The organism is Streptomyces fagopyri (genome assembly GCF_009498275.1).
Lineage (GTDB): Bacteria > Actinomycetota > Actinomycetes > Streptomycetales > Streptomycetaceae > Streptomyces > Streptomyces fagopyri.
On the sequence record NZ_CP045643.1, the window covers coordinates 5,913,877 to 5,930,398 of the forward strand.

Below are 16,522 nucleotides of genomic sequence, written 5' to 3' on the forward strand. Positions count from 1 at the left end.
TCTGCGAGCGTCTGCGGCGTGCACTCCGGACGCGGCGGCCACCGCCCGTCCGGACCCACGGTCGTGTGCACGACCGAAGACCGGAAGACCGGAAGACCGAAAAGGGGAAGCATGAACAGAGCCATCGCCGCCGGATCGCTCGCGCTCGTCTCCGCCGCGACCTGTCTGACGCTCGCTCCCGCGGCCTCCGCCGCCCCGCAGGCCTGCGTGACCTCGACGCTCACCACCGGGGGCAACGAAGGCGTGGGAACCATCCGCAACAAGTCCGCCAGCAGCAGCTGCGGCGACCTCAACCTCACCTACTCGGACGACTCGACCTCCCCGTACGGGGACTACTACGCCGGCCGGCTGCGCAACTCCAGCGGCGTCTGGCACACCTGCACCAAGGGTTACGTCTGGGCCTCGGACGGCAGTCACAGCGTCAACGACTCGACGTACTGGCTGTGCACCGACGTCTCCGACAACACCCCGTTCACGGTGGCGAGCCAGCTCGACGGCGGCGACTCCGTCAAGATCACGCACTGACCGGTGGCGGAGCGGGCGTCCGCCGACCCGCGTCCCCTGTCGCACAGGGTGCCGTCGGCAGAGGCCGGCGGCACCCCCGCCGGGGACATGGGGGAGGCGGGGAGATGACGGAAGGGGAGGTGCGGGAGGTGGGGGAAGTGATGGGGACGGTCCGACCGGCCCGCGGGCGCCGGTCCACAGCCCGTGTTCGCGACCGGGGGCGGTCCCGGACCGCCGCGCGGGTCTCGGCCGTGGCCGTCCTCGCGCTGTTCGCCGCCGCCTGTACGGCCGGCCCCGCCCCGCACGCGGCCCCGCCCGCGGCGGCGCGGACGTCCGCCGCCCGCCTCAGCGCCGCGCTGCCGGACGACCCGGTCCGCATGGTCCTGCCCGCGACCGGCGCCGAGACCCGCTGGACGCAGGGACTGGACGTCTTCGTACGGCAGGAGGCGCGTGCCGCGGCCGCGTCGTGCGCGCGCGAGCACGGGATCGCTCTTCCGGCGCGGGCCCCGGTCACGTTCATCCGGTACTACGAGCTCCCCGACCTGGATTTCGTCGCCCGCCACGGGCTGAGCGAGAGCGCCGCGGTACCCGCGGCCGGACCGGCGGCGACCGGTACCGGTGCGCGTGGCGGGATCGGTGACGGTGGTGGCTCCGGCGAGTCGGCCGCCGTACGCCGCTGCCTCGCCGAGGGCACGGGCGCCGCCACGGCGCTGCGCGACACCTACGCCGCGCTCCAGGGCCGGTGGTTCGACACCCTCGTCCCGCTGCGCCACGATCCCGCCGTGCTGCGGGCCCTGCGCACCCTGCCCGGCTGCCTGGCCGGACACGGGATCCGGGCCCGCGACGAGAACGGCTTCTTCGCCGTCGCCGATACCCAGGAACAGACCGCCGCCCCCGACCGGCTGCCCGCCGTCGAACGCGCCCTCGGCAGCGCGTACGCCGACTGCATGCGCCCCGTCGAGGCCGTCCGCGAACCGGCCCGACTGCGGTTGCGCGCCCGATTCCTCACCGACCACGCCGCAGAGGCGCGCACCGTGCGCGCGACCCTGGTCCCGTCGCTCCACCGGGCCGCGCGGCAGCACGGGCTGAGTCTGGTCTTCCCGGCCCCCTAGCCGATACGGCGGGGCGCCGCCCGGAACCGGCCTCCGGGGCGTCCCGCGCACGGCGCGGGTCCCGCCCGCCGCACCAGCCCCGACATGCCCTCCGGGCGGACGACGGGGCTCCGGCGAACCCTAGAAGAACACCCCGCACCGCAGCAGCACGTTCGCGTACGGCCGTGCCTCCCCGGTGCGGACGATCAGCCGCGCGCCCGCCGACAGGGACTTCAGCTCCTCGTGCGGGACCAGGTCCAGGGCGGGGAAGCGGGCGGTCAGCAGCGCGGAGGCCTCCGGGTTCGCCCCGTGGACCTCGCGCGCGGCGGTGGCGCCCTCCACCACCAGCTCGGCCAGCAGCCCGTCGAGCACCTCGGCGAACGACAGGACCCCGGCCCGGAAGGCCAGGTCCACGACGCGCGGCCCCTCCGGTATGGGCATGCCCGCGTCGCACACCAGCACCCCGTGCCCATGGCCCAGTTCGGCCAGGGCGCCCGCGAGATGGCGGTTCAGAATTCCGGCTCTCTTCACAACGACTCGACCTCCTCGGCGGTCGGGAAGGACTCCTGGGCACCGGGGCGGGTGACGGCGACGGCACCCACCCGGGCCGCGTACGCGGCGGCGGCGGACAGCGGTTCGCCGCGCCCCAGCCGCCAGGCCAGCGCCGCGGTGAACGAGTCCCCCGCGCCCGTGGTGTCCACGGTCTCCACCCGCACCGACGGCACCCGCACGGCTCCGTGCGCGTCCGCCACCAGTGCGCCCCGCGCGCCCAGCGTGACGACCACCGAGCGCGGGCCCAGGGCGAGCAGGGCCGTGGCCCAGTCCTCGGGCTCAGGGCCCGCACCGTCACCCAGTACCACCCGGGCCTCGTGCTCGTTCACGATCAGCGGGTCGCAGGCCGCGAGCACCTCGGCGGGCAACGGCCGGGGCGGCGACGGATTCAGTACGAAACGGCTGCCGGGGGCGAGCGTCCGTACGGTCTCCACGACCGTCTCCAAGGGGATCTCCAGCTGCGCCGAGACCACCCGGGAGGCCCGCACGAGGCTCGCGGCCGCCCGGACGTCCTCCGGGGTCAGCCGGCCGTTCGCGCCCGGTGAGACCACGATGCTGTTGTCCCCGGACGGGTCCACCGTGATCAGCGCCACGCCGGTGGGTGCGCCGCCGACGAGCACGCCCGCGGTGTCGACGCCGGCCGCCCGCTGCGAGTCGAGCAGCAGTCGGCCGTGCGCGTCGTCGCCGACCCGGGCCAGCAGGGCCGTACGGGCCCCGAGACGGGCGGCGGCGACCGACTGGTTGGCGCCCTTGCCGCCCGGGTGGACGACGAGGTCGGAGCCGAGCACCGTCTCGCCGGCCGTGGGCCGCCGCTCGACCCCGATGACGAGGTCCGCGTTGGCCGATCCCACGACCAGCAGGTCGTAGTCGTACATGAACTGTCTCCCTGTATGGGTGAGGTGAAGTGGGCCGGGGCGGCCGGTCGGTCGTGTGGACCGTCCGGCCGCCCCCCACCGCCGGTCGGCTCAGCCGGTGAACCCGGCCACGTTCTGCGCCGTGACCACCTTCACCGGCACCATCACGGTCTTCTGGACCTTCTTGCCCTCGGCGGACTTCAGCGCGTTCTCCACCGCGATCCGGCCGAGTTCCGTCGGCTGCTGGGCCACGGAGGCGTACAGCGTGCCGTTCTTGACCGCCTTCAGCCCGTCGGGGGTGCCGTCGAAGCCGATGACCGAGACCGACTTGCCGGCCTTCGAACCGAGCGCCTTGATCGCGCCGAGCGCCATCTCGTCGTTCTCGGCGAAGACACCCTGGACGTCGGGGTGCGCCTGGAGCAGGTTCGTCATCACGTCGAGGCCCTTGGTGCGGTCGAAGTCCGCGGGCTGCCGGGCGACGACCTTGATGCCGGGGTAGGCCTTCAGGCCCTCGGCGAAGCCCGCGCCGCGCTCACGGCTCGCGGAGGTGCCCGCCAGGCCCTGGAGGATCACGATCTTGCCCTTGCCGCCGAGCTTCTCGGCGAGCGCCTTGGCGCCCAGCTTGCCGCCCTCGATGTTGTCGGAGGCGACGAGCGCGGCCGTCTCCGCCTTGTTCACGCCCCGGTCGACACCGATGACGGGGATGTCGGCCTTGTTCGCCGAGCGGACCGACGGGCCCGCCGCGTCCGAGTCCACCGGGTTGACGATGATCGAACCGAGGCCCGAACTGGTGAAGTTCTGCAACTGGTTGGCCTGCTGGGAGGCGTCGTTCTGCGCGTCGGTGACCGTCAGGCTCACCCCGAGCTTCTTCGCCTCCTGCTGCGCGCCCTTCTTGATCTGGACGAAGAAGGGGTTGTTCAGGGTGGAGAGCGACAGGCCCACCTTCTTCGTCGCCGTCGAGGAGGAGCCGCCGTGCACGAAGGACATCGCACCGACGATCGCCGCCGCGACCACGGCCGCGATGAGGTACGTCGCCGCCTGCTTGCCCCGGTTGCCCGGTGAACCGGTCCCGGCGGCCACCGGGGTCGCCCCGGCCTTGCGCCGCACCGTGTCGAGCAGCACCGCCAGCGCGATCACGACACCGATGACGACCTGCTGCCAGAACGCGGAGACGGACAGCAGGTTGAGGCCGTTGCGCAGCACCGCGAGGATCAGCGCGCCGATCAGGGTGCCGGACGCCTTGCCGGTGCCGCCCGCGAGCGAGGCACCGCCGATGACGACCGCGGCGATCGCGTCGAGTTCGTAGCCCTGCGCGGCCTGCGGCTGCGCGGAGGAGAGCCGGGAGGCGAGCACGATGCCGGCGGCGGCCGCGAACAGACCCGACAGGGCGTAGATGGCGAGCTTCTGCTTCTTCACCCGGAGGCCGGAGAGGCGGGCCGCCTCCTCGTTGCCGCCGATGGCGTACATGGAGCGGCCGATGTACGTACGACCGAGGATCACGGCCGTGATCAGACCCATGACGATCATGACGAGGACCGGCACGGGCAGCCAGCCGCCGAGGGTGTCACCGAGGTGCGAGACCGAGGACGGGAAGGCGATCGGGCTGCCCTGCGAGATCACCAGGGACAGACCGCGGCCCACCGAGAGCATGGCGAGCGTCGCGATGAACGGCGGCAGTTTCCCGTACGCGATCATCACGCCGTTGATCAGGCCGACGGCGATGCCGGCGGCGATCGAGACGATCACCGCGAACCAGACCGGGACGCCCTGCGAGGTCGCCAGCCAGGCGAGGACGGTGGCGGAGAGCGCGGCGACCGAGCCGACCGACAGGTCGATGCCGGCGGCGACGATGACGAAGGTCGAGCCGAAGGCGAGGATGGCGGTCACGGCCGCCTGGACGCCGATGTTGAGCAGGTTGTCCGTCGTCAGGAAGTCGCCGGACAGTGCCGCCATCGCGATGACGAGGGCGATGAGCGCGGTGAGCGCTCCGTTGTCGAGCAGGAGGCGGCGGACCGCCGAGGCGCCACTCGCGCCCGATGTGCTCTTGAGCGTGTCAGTGGCCACGGGAGCCCTCCACAGCGGTTTCAGAGTTGGTGGTCGGTGTGCTGACGGCGAGTGCCATCACGGAGTCCTGCGTGGCTTCGGCCGCGGACAGTTCGCCCGCGATCCGGCCCTGGGCCATCACCAGCACCCGATCGCTCATACCGAGCACCTCGGGCAGATCGCTGGAGATCATCACAACGGCCGCGCCCGCGGCCGTCAGTTCGTTGACGAGCTGGTAGATCTCGACCTTGGCGCCGACGTCGATGCCGCGGGTCGGCTCGTCGAGGATCAGCACCTTGGTGTCGGCCAGCAGCCACTTGCCGATGACGACCTTCTGCTGGTTGCCACCGGACAGGGTGCGTACGTGCTGGCCGAGACCGGCCATCCGGACGCCGAGCTGCTCGGCGATCCGCGCGGCGGCCACCCGCTGACCCCTGAGGTCGACGAGTCCGGCGTGGGTGGCGGTCCGCATGGTGACGAGGCCGAGGTTCTCCTCGACGGAGGCGTCCAGGAGAAGTCCCTGGCCCTTGCGGTCCTCGGGGACGAGCCCGATACCGGCCCGCATCGCCGCGTTCACGTCGTGCCGGCGCAGCTGGGCGCCGGCGACCTTCACGGCGCCCTTGTCGTACGGGTCGGCGCCGAAGACCGCGCGGACGACCTCGGTACGCCCGGCGCCCACGAGCCCCGCGATGCCGACGACCTCACCGGCCCGCACCTCGAAGCTCACGTCGTGGAAGACACCGTCCCGGGTCAGCCCCTCGACGGCCAGCAACGCGGGGCCGGCGGCGGTCCCGGCCTCGGGGCGCTCACGCGGATACTGCTGCTCGATCGAACGGCCCACCATGAGGCGGACCAGTTCGTCCTCGGGCGTGGTCGCGGGCACCTGGCCGACGCTCCTGCCGTCGCGGATGACCGTGACCCGGTCCCCCAGGGCAGCGATCTCCTCCAGGTGGTGCGTGATGAAGACGATGCCGACCCCGTCCTCGCGCAGCTGGCGCACGATGGCGAAGAGTTTCTCGACCTCTTCGGAGGTGAGCACCGCGGTCGGCTCGTCCATGATCAGGACGCGCGCGTCCAGGCTCAGCGCCTTCGCGATCTCGACCATCTGGAGGCGCGCGATGCCGAGTTCACGCACCCGCGCGCGGGGCGACACGTTCACGCCGACCCGTTCGAGCAGCGCGGCGGCCTCGGCCTCCATCGTCCGGCGGTCGATCAGTCCGTAGCGGCGCGGCTGCCGTCCCAGGAAGATGTTCTCGGCGACCGTCAGATCGGGAACGAGGTTGAACTCCTGGTAGATGGTGGCGATCCCGAGGCGCTCGGAGTCCTGCGCGCCGTGGATGCGCACCTCCTCGCGGTCCACGAGGACGCGCCCGGAGTCGGGCTGGTAGGCGCCGGAGAGCATCTTGATCAGCGTGCTCTTGCCGGCGCCGTTCTCGCCGAGCAGCACGTGCACCTCGCCGCGGCGCAGATCGAAGTCGACGCTGTCCAGCGCGACCACGCCGGGGAAGGTCTTGCGAATGCCCTCGATGCGCAGCAACTCGTCCTGGTTGCTCACGACTGGCTCCTTTGTACGGGGGACTGCTGTGCGGGGGTCGGCTCTGGGGGGGTCGGTTGTTCGGGGGGTGGTTGTACGGGGGTCGTCCGCACCGGGGGCGGTTCGCCGCACGAGCGGCGGACGACGAGACGGGCGGGGAGGGTGACGGACTGCGGGGGGCGCCCCTCGATCCGGTCGACGAGCGCGCGTACGGCGGCCCGGCCCAGCTCGCCGGTCGGCTGGGCGATCGCGGTGATCGGGGGATCGGTGTGCACGAACCAGGGGATGTCGTCGAAGGCGGCGAGCGCGATGTCCTCGGGCACCCGCAGCCCGCGCGCCCGGACGGCGTCCAGCGCGCCGAGCGCCATCAGGTTGTCGGCGGCGAAGACGACCTCGGGCGGTTCGGCCAGGTCGAGGAACCGTTCGGTGGCGCGGCGCCCGCTCTCGGCCTGGAAGTCGCCCTGCCCGATGTAGGCGTCCGGCAGGGCGAGACCGTGGGCGGCGAGCGCCTCCCGGAACGCCTCCACGCGCTCACTGCCGGTGGTGGTCGCCGCGGGGCCCGCGATGATGGCGAGCCGGCGGTGTCCGAGACCGTGCAGATGGGCGACGAGGTCACGTACGGCCGTGCGTCCGTCCGCCCGTACGACGGGTACGTCCACGCCGGCGATCCAGCGGTCCACGAAGACCATCGGGGTGCCGGCGCGCGCCGCGTCCAGCATCCCGGGGGAGCCGCCGTCGGTGGGGGAGACCAGCAGACCGTCGATGCGCCGGTCCAGCAGGGTCCGTACGTGGTGGTCCTCGATCTCGGGGCGCTCGTCGGCGTTGCCGATGATCACGCTGTAGCCGAGGGAGCGGGCCTCCTCCTCGACGGAGCGGGCCAGTTCGGTGAAGTACGGGTTGAGCACGTCGCTGATGACCAGGCCCAGGGTGCGCGTCTGGTCGGTGCGCAGCGAACGGGCGACGGCGTTCGGGCGGTAGCCCAGCCTCTGTACGGCCGCCATCACACGGGTACGTGCGTCCGGGCTGACCGACGGGTGGTCGTTCAGCACACGGGAGACCGTGGCGACGGACACACCCGCCTCCGCGGCGACATCCTTGATGCTCGCCATGACCGCCCCACCTCCTCGTGGAATCGATTACACGGAGGATTGGAATCGATTACACGGCTTTCGGGCAAGGGTCCAAAGACCTTCTGAGACCGGATCGTGATGAACGTGACCCGGGTCCCATCGGAGTCGCGGGAGGGCCGGCGGCACCTGTGGGCAGGGGTTTTGAAGGGGTGCCCCGCTCGCCGGGTCTCTCGTGTCGGCGGCGGGGCGGGGATCACGCCGCGGCCAGCTCGCACCACACGTATTTGCCCCGATTGCCGAACCTGGACAAGGGCTGCCAGCCCCACAGGTCCGAGCATGCCTGCACCAGTGCCAGCCCCCGCCCCTCCTCCCGTTCGGCGAACCGGTCCCACGGCCGTGGCGGCTCCGGCGGTTCGGGGTCCGCGTCCCACGCGCCGAGCCGCAGGGTGCCCGGCGGCGCCCAGCGCACCCGCAGGGCGGCCGGTCCCTTCGTGTGCCGTACGGCGTTGGAGACCAGCTCGGTGGCGAGCAGCTCGGCGACGTCGACCAGGCCGATCAGCCCATGGGCGGTGAGGATCAGCCGGAGGGTGCGGCGGCTGACGGTGACCGCGCGGAGGTCGTTGGGGATGGTGAGGGTGTACTCCCATGCTTCGGGCATGCGTCATCAACTCCGGTGACGGTGGGGGAAATGCACGCACGGTGGCATTGCTGCATCCGTCATGGCGGGACGGGGCGGTGCGCTTCCGCTGCGTGTGTGTTGCGTCACCGACGGTACGGCTAACACTTAATCCGGGGCAAGCCGATCGCGTAATCTGCCCCTCGAACGAGTCGCATCAGCAAGCGTGTTGAACCGAGGAGCGAGATGGTCCTGAGGCGCGAACCGACAGCACGTCAGATGCGCCTGGCCACCGAACTGCGCAGGCTCCGCGAGACAGCGGGACTCAGCGCCACCGAGGCGGCGGCCCTGCTCGGCACGAGTCGCGTCCAGATCAGCCAGATCGAAGCGGGGCTCGTGGGTGTGAGCGAGCAGCGGCTGCGCCGCTTCGCCTCGCACTATGCCTGTACCGACGAGGAGTTCATCGACGCTCTGGTGGCGATGGCCATCGACCGCACCCGAGGTTGGTGGGAGGAGTACCGGGGCCTGCTCCCCACGTCATTCCTCGACCTGTCCGAGCTGGAGCACCACGCACGGTTTCAGCGCCACGTCGCCATCCTGTACGTACCGGGACTGCTGCAGACGGAGGACTACTCACGTGCGGTCTTCTCGTCCCGGCTGCCCGAACTCACCAGCGACGAGATCGAGGTGCGCATCCAGCACCGAAAGGCACGTCAGCAGGTCACCATCCCGTACGAGGCGGTGATCCACGAGGCGGCGCTTCGGATCAGAGTCGGCGACCGCGCCACCTCAAGGGTCCAACTGGCGCGACTGGTGGAGTTCTCCGAGGCCGACCACGTCACCGTGCGCGTCATCCCCCTGGACCTGGACGGCTTCGCGGGAGCCTCGAGCACGATGGCGTACGTGGGCGGTCCCTTGTCCAGGCTGGACACAGTGGTCCGCGACGCGCTGCACGGGTCGGCGTTCCTCGATTCCGAAGCCCAGCTCGACACCTATCGAACGAGCTTCCGTAAAGTGGAGGGCGCGTCACTCGACCCCGGACAGTCGCGCGAGTTCATCCACCGGCTGACGAAAGAGCTATGAGGAACCCCATGGACAACTGGCGGAAGTCGTCCTACTCGGGCCCCGGTGACGGCAACGAGTGCGTGGAGATCGCGACCACCTCCACCAGCACAGCCATCCGCGACTCGAAAGCCCCCGCCCGAGCCACCCTCACCTTCCCCACCCCCACCTTCACCGCCTTCCTCGAATCCCTGAAGCAGGCGCCCGGGGGGCCGGCCCGGCGGCGGTGAGCGGGCGGGGGCGCCCCTCCCGCCGGCGTCCCGGGCCGGGTCCCCCCTGTCGGTGCCCACCGGTACCGTCGGATCATGGCTCACCAGGCGGGGACTCCCACAGGCGAACGGCAGCAGGCCGTCCTCGAAGGCGTGCTGGAGCGGATCACCTACGCGAACGAGGAGAGCGGCTACACGGTCGCGCGCGTCGACACCGGCCGCGGCGCGGGGGACCTGCTGACCGTCGTCGGCGCGCTGCTCGGCGCGCAGGTCGGCGAGTCGCTCCGGATGGAGGGCCGCTGGGGCTCCCACCCGCAGTACGGCAAGCAGTTCACGGTGGAGAACTACACGACGGTCCTGCCGGCCACCGTCCAGGGCATCCGCCGCTACCTCGGTTCCGGCCTGGTCAAGGGCATCGGCCCGGTCTTCGCCGACCGCATCACCCAGCACTTCGGGCTCGACACGCTCCGGATCATCGAGGAGGAGCCGAAGCGGCTCATCGAGGTCCCCGGCCTCGGCCCGAAGCGGACGAAGAAGATCGCCGACGCCTGGGAGGAGCAGAAGGCGATCAAGGAGGTCATGCTCTTCCTCCAGAGCGTCGAGGTGTCGACGTCGATCGCGGTCCGCATCTACAAGAAGTACGGCGACGCGTCGATCTCCGTCGTGCGGAACCAGCCCTACCGGCTCGCCTCCGACGTCTGGGGCATCGGCTTCCTCACCGCCGACCGGATCGCCCAGTCCGTCGGCATCCCGCACGACAGCCCCGAGCGCGTCAAGGCGGGCCTTCAGTACGCCCTTTCGCAGTCCACCGACCAGGGGCACTGCTACCTCCCGGAGGAGCGGCTGATCGCGGACGCGGTGAAACTGCTCCAGGTGGACACGGGCCTGGTCATCGAGTGCCTGGCCGAACTCGCCGCTCCCCCGGAGGACGGCGAGGAACCCGGTGTCGTACGGGAGAAGGTGCCCGGTCCCGACGGCGGTGAGCCGGTGACGGCGGTTTATCTGGTGCCCTTCCACCGCGCCGAACTCTCCCTCTCCGCACAACTGTTGCGCCTGCTGCGCGCCGACCAGGACCGGATGCCCGGTTTCCGGGACGTGGCCTGGGGCAAGGCGCTGACCTGGCTCAAGGGGCGTACGGGCGCGGAGTTGGCGCCCGAGCAGGAGGAGGCCGTGCGGCTGGCGCTGACCAGCAAGGTCGCCGTGCTCACCGGGGGCCCCGGCTGCGGCAAGTCGTTCACGGTCCGCTCGATCGTGGAACTGGCGCGCGCCAGGCGGGCGAAGGTGGTCCTCGCCGCGCCCACGGGCCGCGCGGCCAAGCGGCTCGCCGAGCTGACGGGCGCCGAGGCCTCGACGGTGCACCGGCTGCTGGAGCTGAAGCCGGGCGGCGACGCGGCGTACGACAAGGACCGGCCCCTGGACGCCGACCTGGTGGTCGTGGACGAGGCCTCCATGCTCGATCTGCTGCTCGCCAACAAGCTGGCCAAGGCGGTGCCGCCGGGCGCCCACCTGCTGTTCGTGGGAGACGTCGACCAACTCCCCAGCGTGGGCGCGGGCGAGGTCCTGCGGGACCTGCTCGCGGAGGGCGGCCCCGTTCCGTCGGTCCGCCTGACCCGGATCTTCCGTCAGGCCCAGCAGTCCGGGGTGGTGACGAACGCGCACCGGATCAACTCCGGGCAGCACCCCGTCACCGACGGCATGAAGGACTTCTTCCTCTTCGTCGAGGACGACACCGAGGAGACCGGGCGGCTCACGGTGGACGTGGTGGCCCGGCGGATTCCGGCCAAGTTCGGGCTCGACCCGCGCCGGGACGTGCAGGTGCTGGCGCCGATGCACCGGGGGCCGGCCGGCGCGGGCACCCTCAACGGCCTGCTCCAGCAGGCGATCACGCCCGCGCGCCCCGAGCTCGCCGAGAAGCGCTTCGGCGGCCGGGTGTTCCGCGTCGGCGACAAGGTCACCCAGATCCGCAACAACTACGAGAAGGGCGAGAACGGCGTCTTCAACGGCACGGTGGGCGTCGTGACCTCGCTCGATCCGGTCGAACAGCGTCTGACGGTGCTGACCGACGAGGACGAGGAGGTTCCGTACGACTTCGACGAACTGGACGAGCTGGCCCACGCGTACGCGGTGACGATCCACCGCTCCCAGGGCAGCGAGTACCCCGCGGTGGTGATCCCGGTCACCACGGGGGCCTGGATGATGCTCCAGCGCAACCTCCTCTACACGGCGGTCACCCGGGCCAAGAAGCTGGTCGTCCTCGTCGGCTCCCGCAAGGCGATCGGCCAGGCCGTGCGCACGGTGTCGGCCGGCAGGCGCTGTACGGCCCTGTCCTTCCGCCTCGGGGGCCGTCCCCTGTCCCGGGGGCCCGTTCCGGAGGCGGCCCACCGGCCCTGACCGGTTCCCGCCGGTAGCGGGGTGCGGCCCGTTCGGCCAGGTGTCCGAAAAAATGATCGATCAAACGAGTCGCAAAGGTCACACACCACTTCCGGAACCAGGGCGAAGAGGGGCAGGATGAGTAGGTTGGCGGCACTCAGTGCCGCCAATAGGCCCAATGGTCGACCCCGAGTGCACTCTCCAGGGCCAAATGGGGGATGGTAGAGACAGTCAGGGCACCTCGAAGAAGAGGCACAACGTCGGTGAGGGATGACGTGAGCGACAACTCTGTAGTACTGCGGTACGGCGATGGCGAGTACACCTACCCGGTGATCGACAGCAGCGTCGGCGACAAGGGCGTCGACATCGGGAAGCTCCGCGCCCAGACCGGACTGGTGACGCTGGACAGTGGGTACGGCAACACCGCCGCCTACAAATCCGCGATCACCTATCTCGACGGTGAGCAGGGCATCCTCCGGTACCGCGGCTACCCGATCGAGCAGCTGGCCGAGCGCTCCACCTTCCTTGAGGTGGCCTCGCTGCTGATCAACGGCGAACTGCCGAACGTGGACGAGCTCTCCACCTTCAAGAACGAGATCACGCAGCACACCCTGCTGCACGAGGACGTCAAGCGATTCTTCCAGGGCTTCCCGCGCGACGCCCACCCGATGGCGATGCTGTCGTCGGTGGTCAGCGCCCTGTCGACGTTCTACCAGGACAGCCACAACCCGTTCGACGAGAAGCAGCGTCACCTCTCGACGATCCGCCTGCTCGCCAAGCTTCCGACGATCGCGGCGTACGCCTACAAGAAGTCGATCGGCCACCCCTTCGTCTACCCGCGCAACGACCTCGGGTACGTCGAGAACTTCCTGCGCATGACCTTCTCGGTCCCCGCCCAGGAGTACGAGCTCGACCCGGTCGTCGTCTCCGCGCTCGACAAGCTGCTCATCCTGCACGCGGACCACGAGCAGAACTGTTCGACGTCCACCGTGCGTCTGGTGGGCTCCTCGCAGGCGAACATGTTCGCCTCGATCTCCGCCGGCATCTCCGCCCTCTGGGGCCCGCTGCACGGTGGCGCCAACCAGTCCGTGCTGGAGATGCTCGAGGGCATCCAGGCCTCCGGCGGCGACGTCGACTCCTTCATCCGCAAGGTGAAGAACAAGGAGGACGGCGTCCGCCTGATGGGCTTCGGGCACCGCGTCTACAAGAACTTCGACCCCCGGGCGAAGATCATCAAGGCGGCCGCGCACGATGTCCTCTCGGCGCTCGGCAAGTCCGACGAACTGCTGGACATCGCGCTCAAGCTGGAGGAGCACGCGCTCTCGGACGACTACTTCGTCTCGCGCAGCCTCTACCCGAACGTGGACTTCTACACGGGCCTGATCTACCGCGCCATGGGCTTCCCGACCGAGATGTTCACGGTCCTGTTCGCCCTCGGCCGCCTTCCGGGCTGGATCGCCCAGTGGCACGAGATGATCAAGGAGCCCGGCTCCCGCATCGGCCGTCCGCGGCAGATCTACACGGGTGTCGTCGAGCGCGACTTCGTGCCGGTCGAGGCCCGCTGATCATCTTCGTACGCGCATAGCCGTGCGAAGAGTGCGAACCAGAGCAACCTGAGCAAAACGGAAAGCGCCCTGCTACCGGTCCCCCCACGGGCCGGCAGTCAGGGCGCTTTCCTTGTCCCGGTGCGGATTCCCCCCACGGGATCCGGCCGGGCGTCTGTGGACAGCGCCTGAATCGCTGCGAGCAAAACGAGCAGAACTCTTCGTGCTACCGCGTGCTCCCGCACGCGCTCCGGTGCGCTCTGCCGGGACGCGTACCGACGGGAGGGCCGCTCAAAGCTCCCCGCTGTACGTGCCCCGGCAACGCAGTTCCGGGAACGTCCCCCAAGACATCCCCAGATGTCAGAAACGCCCCCCAAGACGTCTCTGGCATCGCCAACTTAGACTCACGAACCCCTTCGCTGGTTACGTTCACATCACTGTGATCTGTATCTCTTGCGTATGTCCTGAAGATACGCAAGAGCCCCGAAACGGGAATCGGGGGCCAAGCGTAAGGAAGATGCGCGAGCCTTGTGAAGAGCTTATGTGAGGCTCCCGTTGGACTCTAGGGGGACTCTTGCTCCGTCGTCATGAGAATGTCCTGAGTCGAAGGCTGTTCGTCACCACGAACACGGACGAGAAGGCCATCGCGGCCCCCGCGATCATGGGATTGAGGAGTCCGGCCGCTGCGAGCGGCAGCGCCGCCACGTTGTAGGCGAAGGCCCAGACCAGATTTCCCCTGATCGTGGACAGCGTCCTGCGTGAGAGCCGGATCGCGTCCGCCGCCACCCGCAGATCCCCGCGGACCAGGGTCAGGTCGCTCGCCTCGATCGCCGCGTCCGTGCCCGTGCCCATCGCCAGTCCGAGGTCGGCGGTGGCGAGCGCGGCCGCGTCGTTCACCCCGTCGCCGACCATCGCCACGGTCCGCCCCTCGTCCTGCAGGCGCCGGACGACGTCGACCTTGTCCCGCGGCAGCACCTCGGCGACGACGTCACCGGGGTCGATGCCCACGGCGCGCGCCACCGACTCCGCGACCGCCCGGTTGTCACCGGTCAGCAGGAGGGGGGTGAGCCCGAGGGCGCGCAGTTCGCGCACGGCCTGCGCGCTGGTCTCCTTGACCGTGTCGGCGACGGTCAGGACGCCGAGCGCCTCCCCGTCCCGGGTGACCACGACGGCCGTCCGGCCGTCCGCCTCGGCGGCCGCCTTCGCGCGGGCCAGCTCCCGCGGGAGCGGTTCCGGACCGGGCCGCCCCACCCGGACGTCGTGACCCTCCACGCGCCCGCGCACGCCCAGCCCGGGGGTGCTCTCGAAGTCCTCCACCGCGGGAAGGGCCCCAGCCCGCTCCTGGGCGCCCGCGGTGATCGCCCGGGCCACCGGATGCTCGGAGGCGTGTTCCAGGGCGCCTGCGAGCCGCAGGAGGTCCTTCTCGTCGCCGCCCGCGGTGACGTACACCTCGCGCAGCGTCATCCGCCCCGTCGTCACCGTGCCGGTCTTGTCCAGGACGACGGTGTCGACACGGCGGGTGGACTCCAGGACCTCGGGGCCCCGGATGAGGATGCCGAGCTGGGCGCCGCGGCCGGTACCGACCATCAGGGCGGTCGGGGTGGCCAGGCCGAGCGCGCACGGGCAGGCGATGATCAGCACGGCGACGGCCGCGGTGAAGGCGGCGGCCGTGTCGCCCGTGGCGCCGAGCCAGACCGCGAAGGTGCCGAGCGCGATCAGCAGGACCACCGGCACGAAGACGCCGGAGATGCGGTCGGCGAGCCGCTGCACCTCGGCCTTGCCGTTCTGCGCGTCCTCGACGAGCCGGGCCATCCGCGCGAGCTGGGTGTCGGCCCCGACCCTGGTCGCCTCGACGACGAGCCGGCCCCCGGCGTTCACGGTCGCGCCCGTCACCACCGAGCCCACCGTGACGTCGACCGGCACCGATTCGCCCGTCAGCATGGAGGCGTCCACCGCGGAGGCGCCCTCGACGACGGTGCCGTCCGTGGCGATCTTCTCGCCGGGCCGTACGACGAAACGGTCGCCGGTCGTGAGCCGCTCGACGGGGACGCGCACCTCGCGGCCGTCCCGCAGCACCGCCACGTCCCGGGCGCCCAGTTCCATCAGCGCCCGCAGCGCCGCCCCCGCCCGCCGCTTGGAACGGGCCTCCAGGTAGCGGCCGAGCAGGATGAACGCGACGACCCCGGCGGCGACCTCGAGATAGATCGTCGACGATCCGTCCGTGCGGGCGACGGTGAGCTCGAAGCCGTGCCGCATGCCCGGCATCCCCGCGTGGCCCCAGAACAGGGCCCACAGCGACCAGCCGAACGCGGCCAGCGTGCCGACCGAGACGAGCGTGTCCATGGTGGCCGCGCCGTGCCGCGCGTTGGTGAACGCGGCCCGGTGGAACGGCAGCGCGCCCCAGACGACGACGGGCGCGGCGAGCGTCAGCGAGAGCCACTGCCAGTTGTCGAACTGGAGCGCGGGGACCATCGACATCAGGACGACGGGGAGCGCGAGCAGGACGGAGACGACGAGCCGCTCGCGCAGGGAGGCGAGTTCGGGGTCCTCGGCGGCGGTGGCGGCCGGTTCCGGCGCGCCGGTCGGCGGCGGTGGGGGTTCCTCGGCCGTGTATCCCGTCTTCACGACGGTGGCGATCAGGTCGGCGACCCGTACCCCCTCCGGGTACGAGACCTTCGCCTTCTCCGTCGCGTAGTTGACCGTGGCGGTGACACCGTCCATGCGGTTGAGCTTCTTCTCGACGCGGGCCGCGCAGGACGCGCAGGTCATCCCGCCGATCGAGAGTTCGACTACGGCGATGGCGGTTGGGTCGGCGGCGGCCGGGGAGGCGGTCGGGGGCGTCTTCGCTATGGGGGACTCGGGTGTTGCGGTGGTCATGGTGCGGCTCCAGGGAATGAGCCGGGCCGTACGGAGCCAGTATCAGCTGGTCGGTACGGCCCGGTGTGGAGAGCTGGGTGGAACGGGGGTGCGACGCGGGAGGGCGTGGCGTGACGGGTGCGACGGGTGCGACGGGTGTGCGACGGGAGGGGCTGACGTCGGGACCTACGGGGTACCGGCGAGTCCTGGTGAGGTT

13 protein-coding genes are annotated in these 16,522 nt (G+C 71.0%); 6 read left to right on the top strand and 7 right to left on the bottom strand.

The window, feature by feature from the left end; translation table 11 throughout:
• Positions 1 to 111: 111 nt before the first annotated feature.
• Together GFH48_RS25510 and GFH48_RS25515 are read left to right on the top strand one after the other, a co-directional pair.
• The gene (locus tag GFH48_RS25510; protein ID WP_153290478.1) at positions 112 to 525 is read left to right on the top strand and encodes a hypothetical protein; all 414 of its coding nucleotides are present in this window, start codon (positions 112 to 114) and stop codon (positions 523 to 525) included.
• A 230-nt stretch (positions 526 to 755) separates the two neighbouring features.
• Positions 756 to 1,616: a hypothetical protein gene (locus GFH48_RS25515; RefSeq protein WP_153290479.1), complete on the top strand. Its 861-nt coding sequence runs from the start codon at positions 756 to 758 to the stop codon at positions 1,614 to 1,616.
• A 120-nt stretch (positions 1,617 to 1,736) separates the two neighbouring features.
• Here the strand turns inward: GFH48_RS25515 and rbsD are convergent, their stop codons facing one another.
• From rbsD to GFH48_RS25545, 6 genes are all read right to left on the bottom strand, one after another.
• The gene (gene rbsD / locus GFH48_RS25520) at positions 1,737 to 2,126 is read right to left on the bottom strand and encodes a D-ribose pyranase (protein WP_153290480.1); all 390 of its coding nucleotides are present in this window, start codon (positions 2,124 to 2,126) and stop codon (positions 1,737 to 1,739) included.
• The gene (locus GFH48_RS25525) at positions 2,123 to 3,022 is read right to left on the bottom strand and encodes a ribokinase (RefSeq protein WP_153290481.1); all 900 of its coding nucleotides are present in this window, start codon (positions 3,020 to 3,022) and stop codon (positions 2,123 to 2,125) included. The genes rbsD and GFH48_RS25525 overlap by 4 nt, the downstream gene beginning before the upstream one ends.
• 90 nt (positions 3,023 to 3,112) lie before the next feature.
• Positions 3,113 to 5,065: an ABC transporter permease/substrate-binding protein gene (locus GFH48_RS25530; RefSeq protein ID WP_153290482.1), complete on the bottom strand. Its 1,953-nt coding sequence runs from the start codon at positions 5,063 to 5,065 to the stop codon at positions 3,113 to 3,115.
• Positions 5,055 to 6,599, bottom strand: a complete 1,545-nt coding sequence (locus GFH48_RS25535) for a sugar ABC transporter ATP-binding protein (RefSeq protein WP_153290483.1) — start codon at positions 6,597 to 6,599, stop codon at positions 5,055 to 5,057. Before GFH48_RS25535 ends, GFH48_RS25530 begins: the two co-directional genes overlap by 11 nt.
• A complete protein-coding gene (locus tag GFH48_RS25540; RefSeq protein ID WP_153290484.1) occupies positions 6,596 to 7,687 on the bottom strand; it encodes a LacI family DNA-binding transcriptional regulator in 1,092 nt (363 codons plus the stop codon). The genes GFH48_RS25535 and GFH48_RS25540 overlap by 4 nt, the downstream gene beginning before the upstream one ends.
• Before the next feature lie 214 nt (positions 7,688 to 7,901).
• Positions 7,902 to 8,306, bottom strand: coding sequence for an ATP-binding protein (locus GFH48_RS25545; RefSeq protein WP_153290485.1), 405 nt, complete (start codon positions 8,304 to 8,306; stop codon positions 7,902 to 7,904).
• Positions 8,307 to 8,510: 204 nt separating this feature from the next.
• Between GFH48_RS25545 and GFH48_RS25550 the strand changes: the two genes are divergently transcribed.
• The 4 genes from GFH48_RS25550 (at position 8,511) to GFH48_RS25565 (ending at position 13,470) form a co-directional block, all read left to right on the top strand.
• Complete coding sequence (locus GFH48_RS25550; protein ID WP_153290486.1) at positions 8,511 to 9,347, top strand: helix-turn-helix domain-containing protein; 837 nt, start codon at positions 8,511 to 8,513, stop codon at positions 9,345 to 9,347.
• An 8-nt stretch (positions 9,348 to 9,355) separates the two neighbouring features.
• On the top strand, positions 9,356 to 9,556 hold the full coding sequence (locus tag GFH48_RS25555) for a DUF397 domain-containing protein (protein WP_153290487.1): 201 nt from the start codon (positions 9,356 to 9,358) through the stop codon (positions 9,554 to 9,556).
• A 75-nt stretch (positions 9,557 to 9,631) separates the two neighbouring features.
• Positions 9,632 to 11,926 (top strand): SF1B family DNA helicase RecD2, encoded by a 2,295-nt coding sequence (recD2, locus tag GFH48_RS25560; protein WP_153290488.1) that lies wholly within the window; start codon positions 9,632 to 9,634, stop codon positions 11,924 to 11,926.
• Positions 11,927 to 12,180: 254 nt separating this feature from the next.
• Entirely contained in the window at positions 12,181 to 13,470 is a 1,290-nt protein-coding gene (locus tag GFH48_RS25565; protein WP_153290489.1) for a citrate synthase, read from the top strand.
• Between the two features lie 564 nt (positions 13,471 to 14,034).
• On the opposite strand, the gene GFH48_RS25570 is transcribed toward GFH48_RS25565, so the two are convergent.
• A complete protein-coding gene (locus tag GFH48_RS25570) occupies positions 14,035 to 16,326 on the bottom strand; it encodes a heavy metal translocating P-type ATPase (RefSeq protein WP_153290490.1) in 2,292 nt (763 codons plus the stop codon).
• Positions 16,327 to 16,522: the final 196 nt, after the last annotated feature.

Bases quoted from the DNA above. Each gene is read 5' to 3' on its own strand.
- GFH48_RS25545 (WP_153290485.1), bottom strand. From the start codon at position 8,306: ATGCCCGAAGCATGGGAGTACACCCTCACCATCCCCAACGACCTCCGC.
- GFH48_RS25525 (WP_153290481.1), bottom strand. From the start codon at position 3,022: ATGTACGACTACGACCTGCTGGTCGTGGGATCGGCCAACGCGGACCTC.
- GFH48_RS25550 (WP_153290486.1), top strand. From the start codon at position 8,511: ATGGTCCTGAGGCGCGAACCGACAGCACGTCAGATGCGCCTGGCCACC.
- GFH48_RS25510 (WP_153290478.1), top strand. From the start codon at position 112: ATGAACAGAGCCATCGCCGCCGGATCGCTCGCGCTCGTCTCCGCCGCG.
- recD2 (WP_153290488.1), top strand. From the start codon at position 9,632: ATGGCTCACCAGGCGGGGACTCCCACAGGCGAACGGCAGCAGGCCGTC.
- GFH48_RS25555 (WP_153290487.1), top strand. From the start codon at position 9,356: ATGGACAACTGGCGGAAGTCGTCCTACTCGGGCCCCGGTGACGGCAAC.
- GFH48_RS25540 (WP_153290484.1), bottom strand. From the start codon at position 7,687: ATGGCGAGCATCAAGGATGTCGCCGCGGAGGCGGGTGTGTCCGTCGCC.
- GFH48_RS25570 (WP_153290490.1), bottom strand. From the start codon at position 16,326: ATGACCACCGCAACACCCGAGTCCCCCATAGCGAAGACGCCCCCGACC.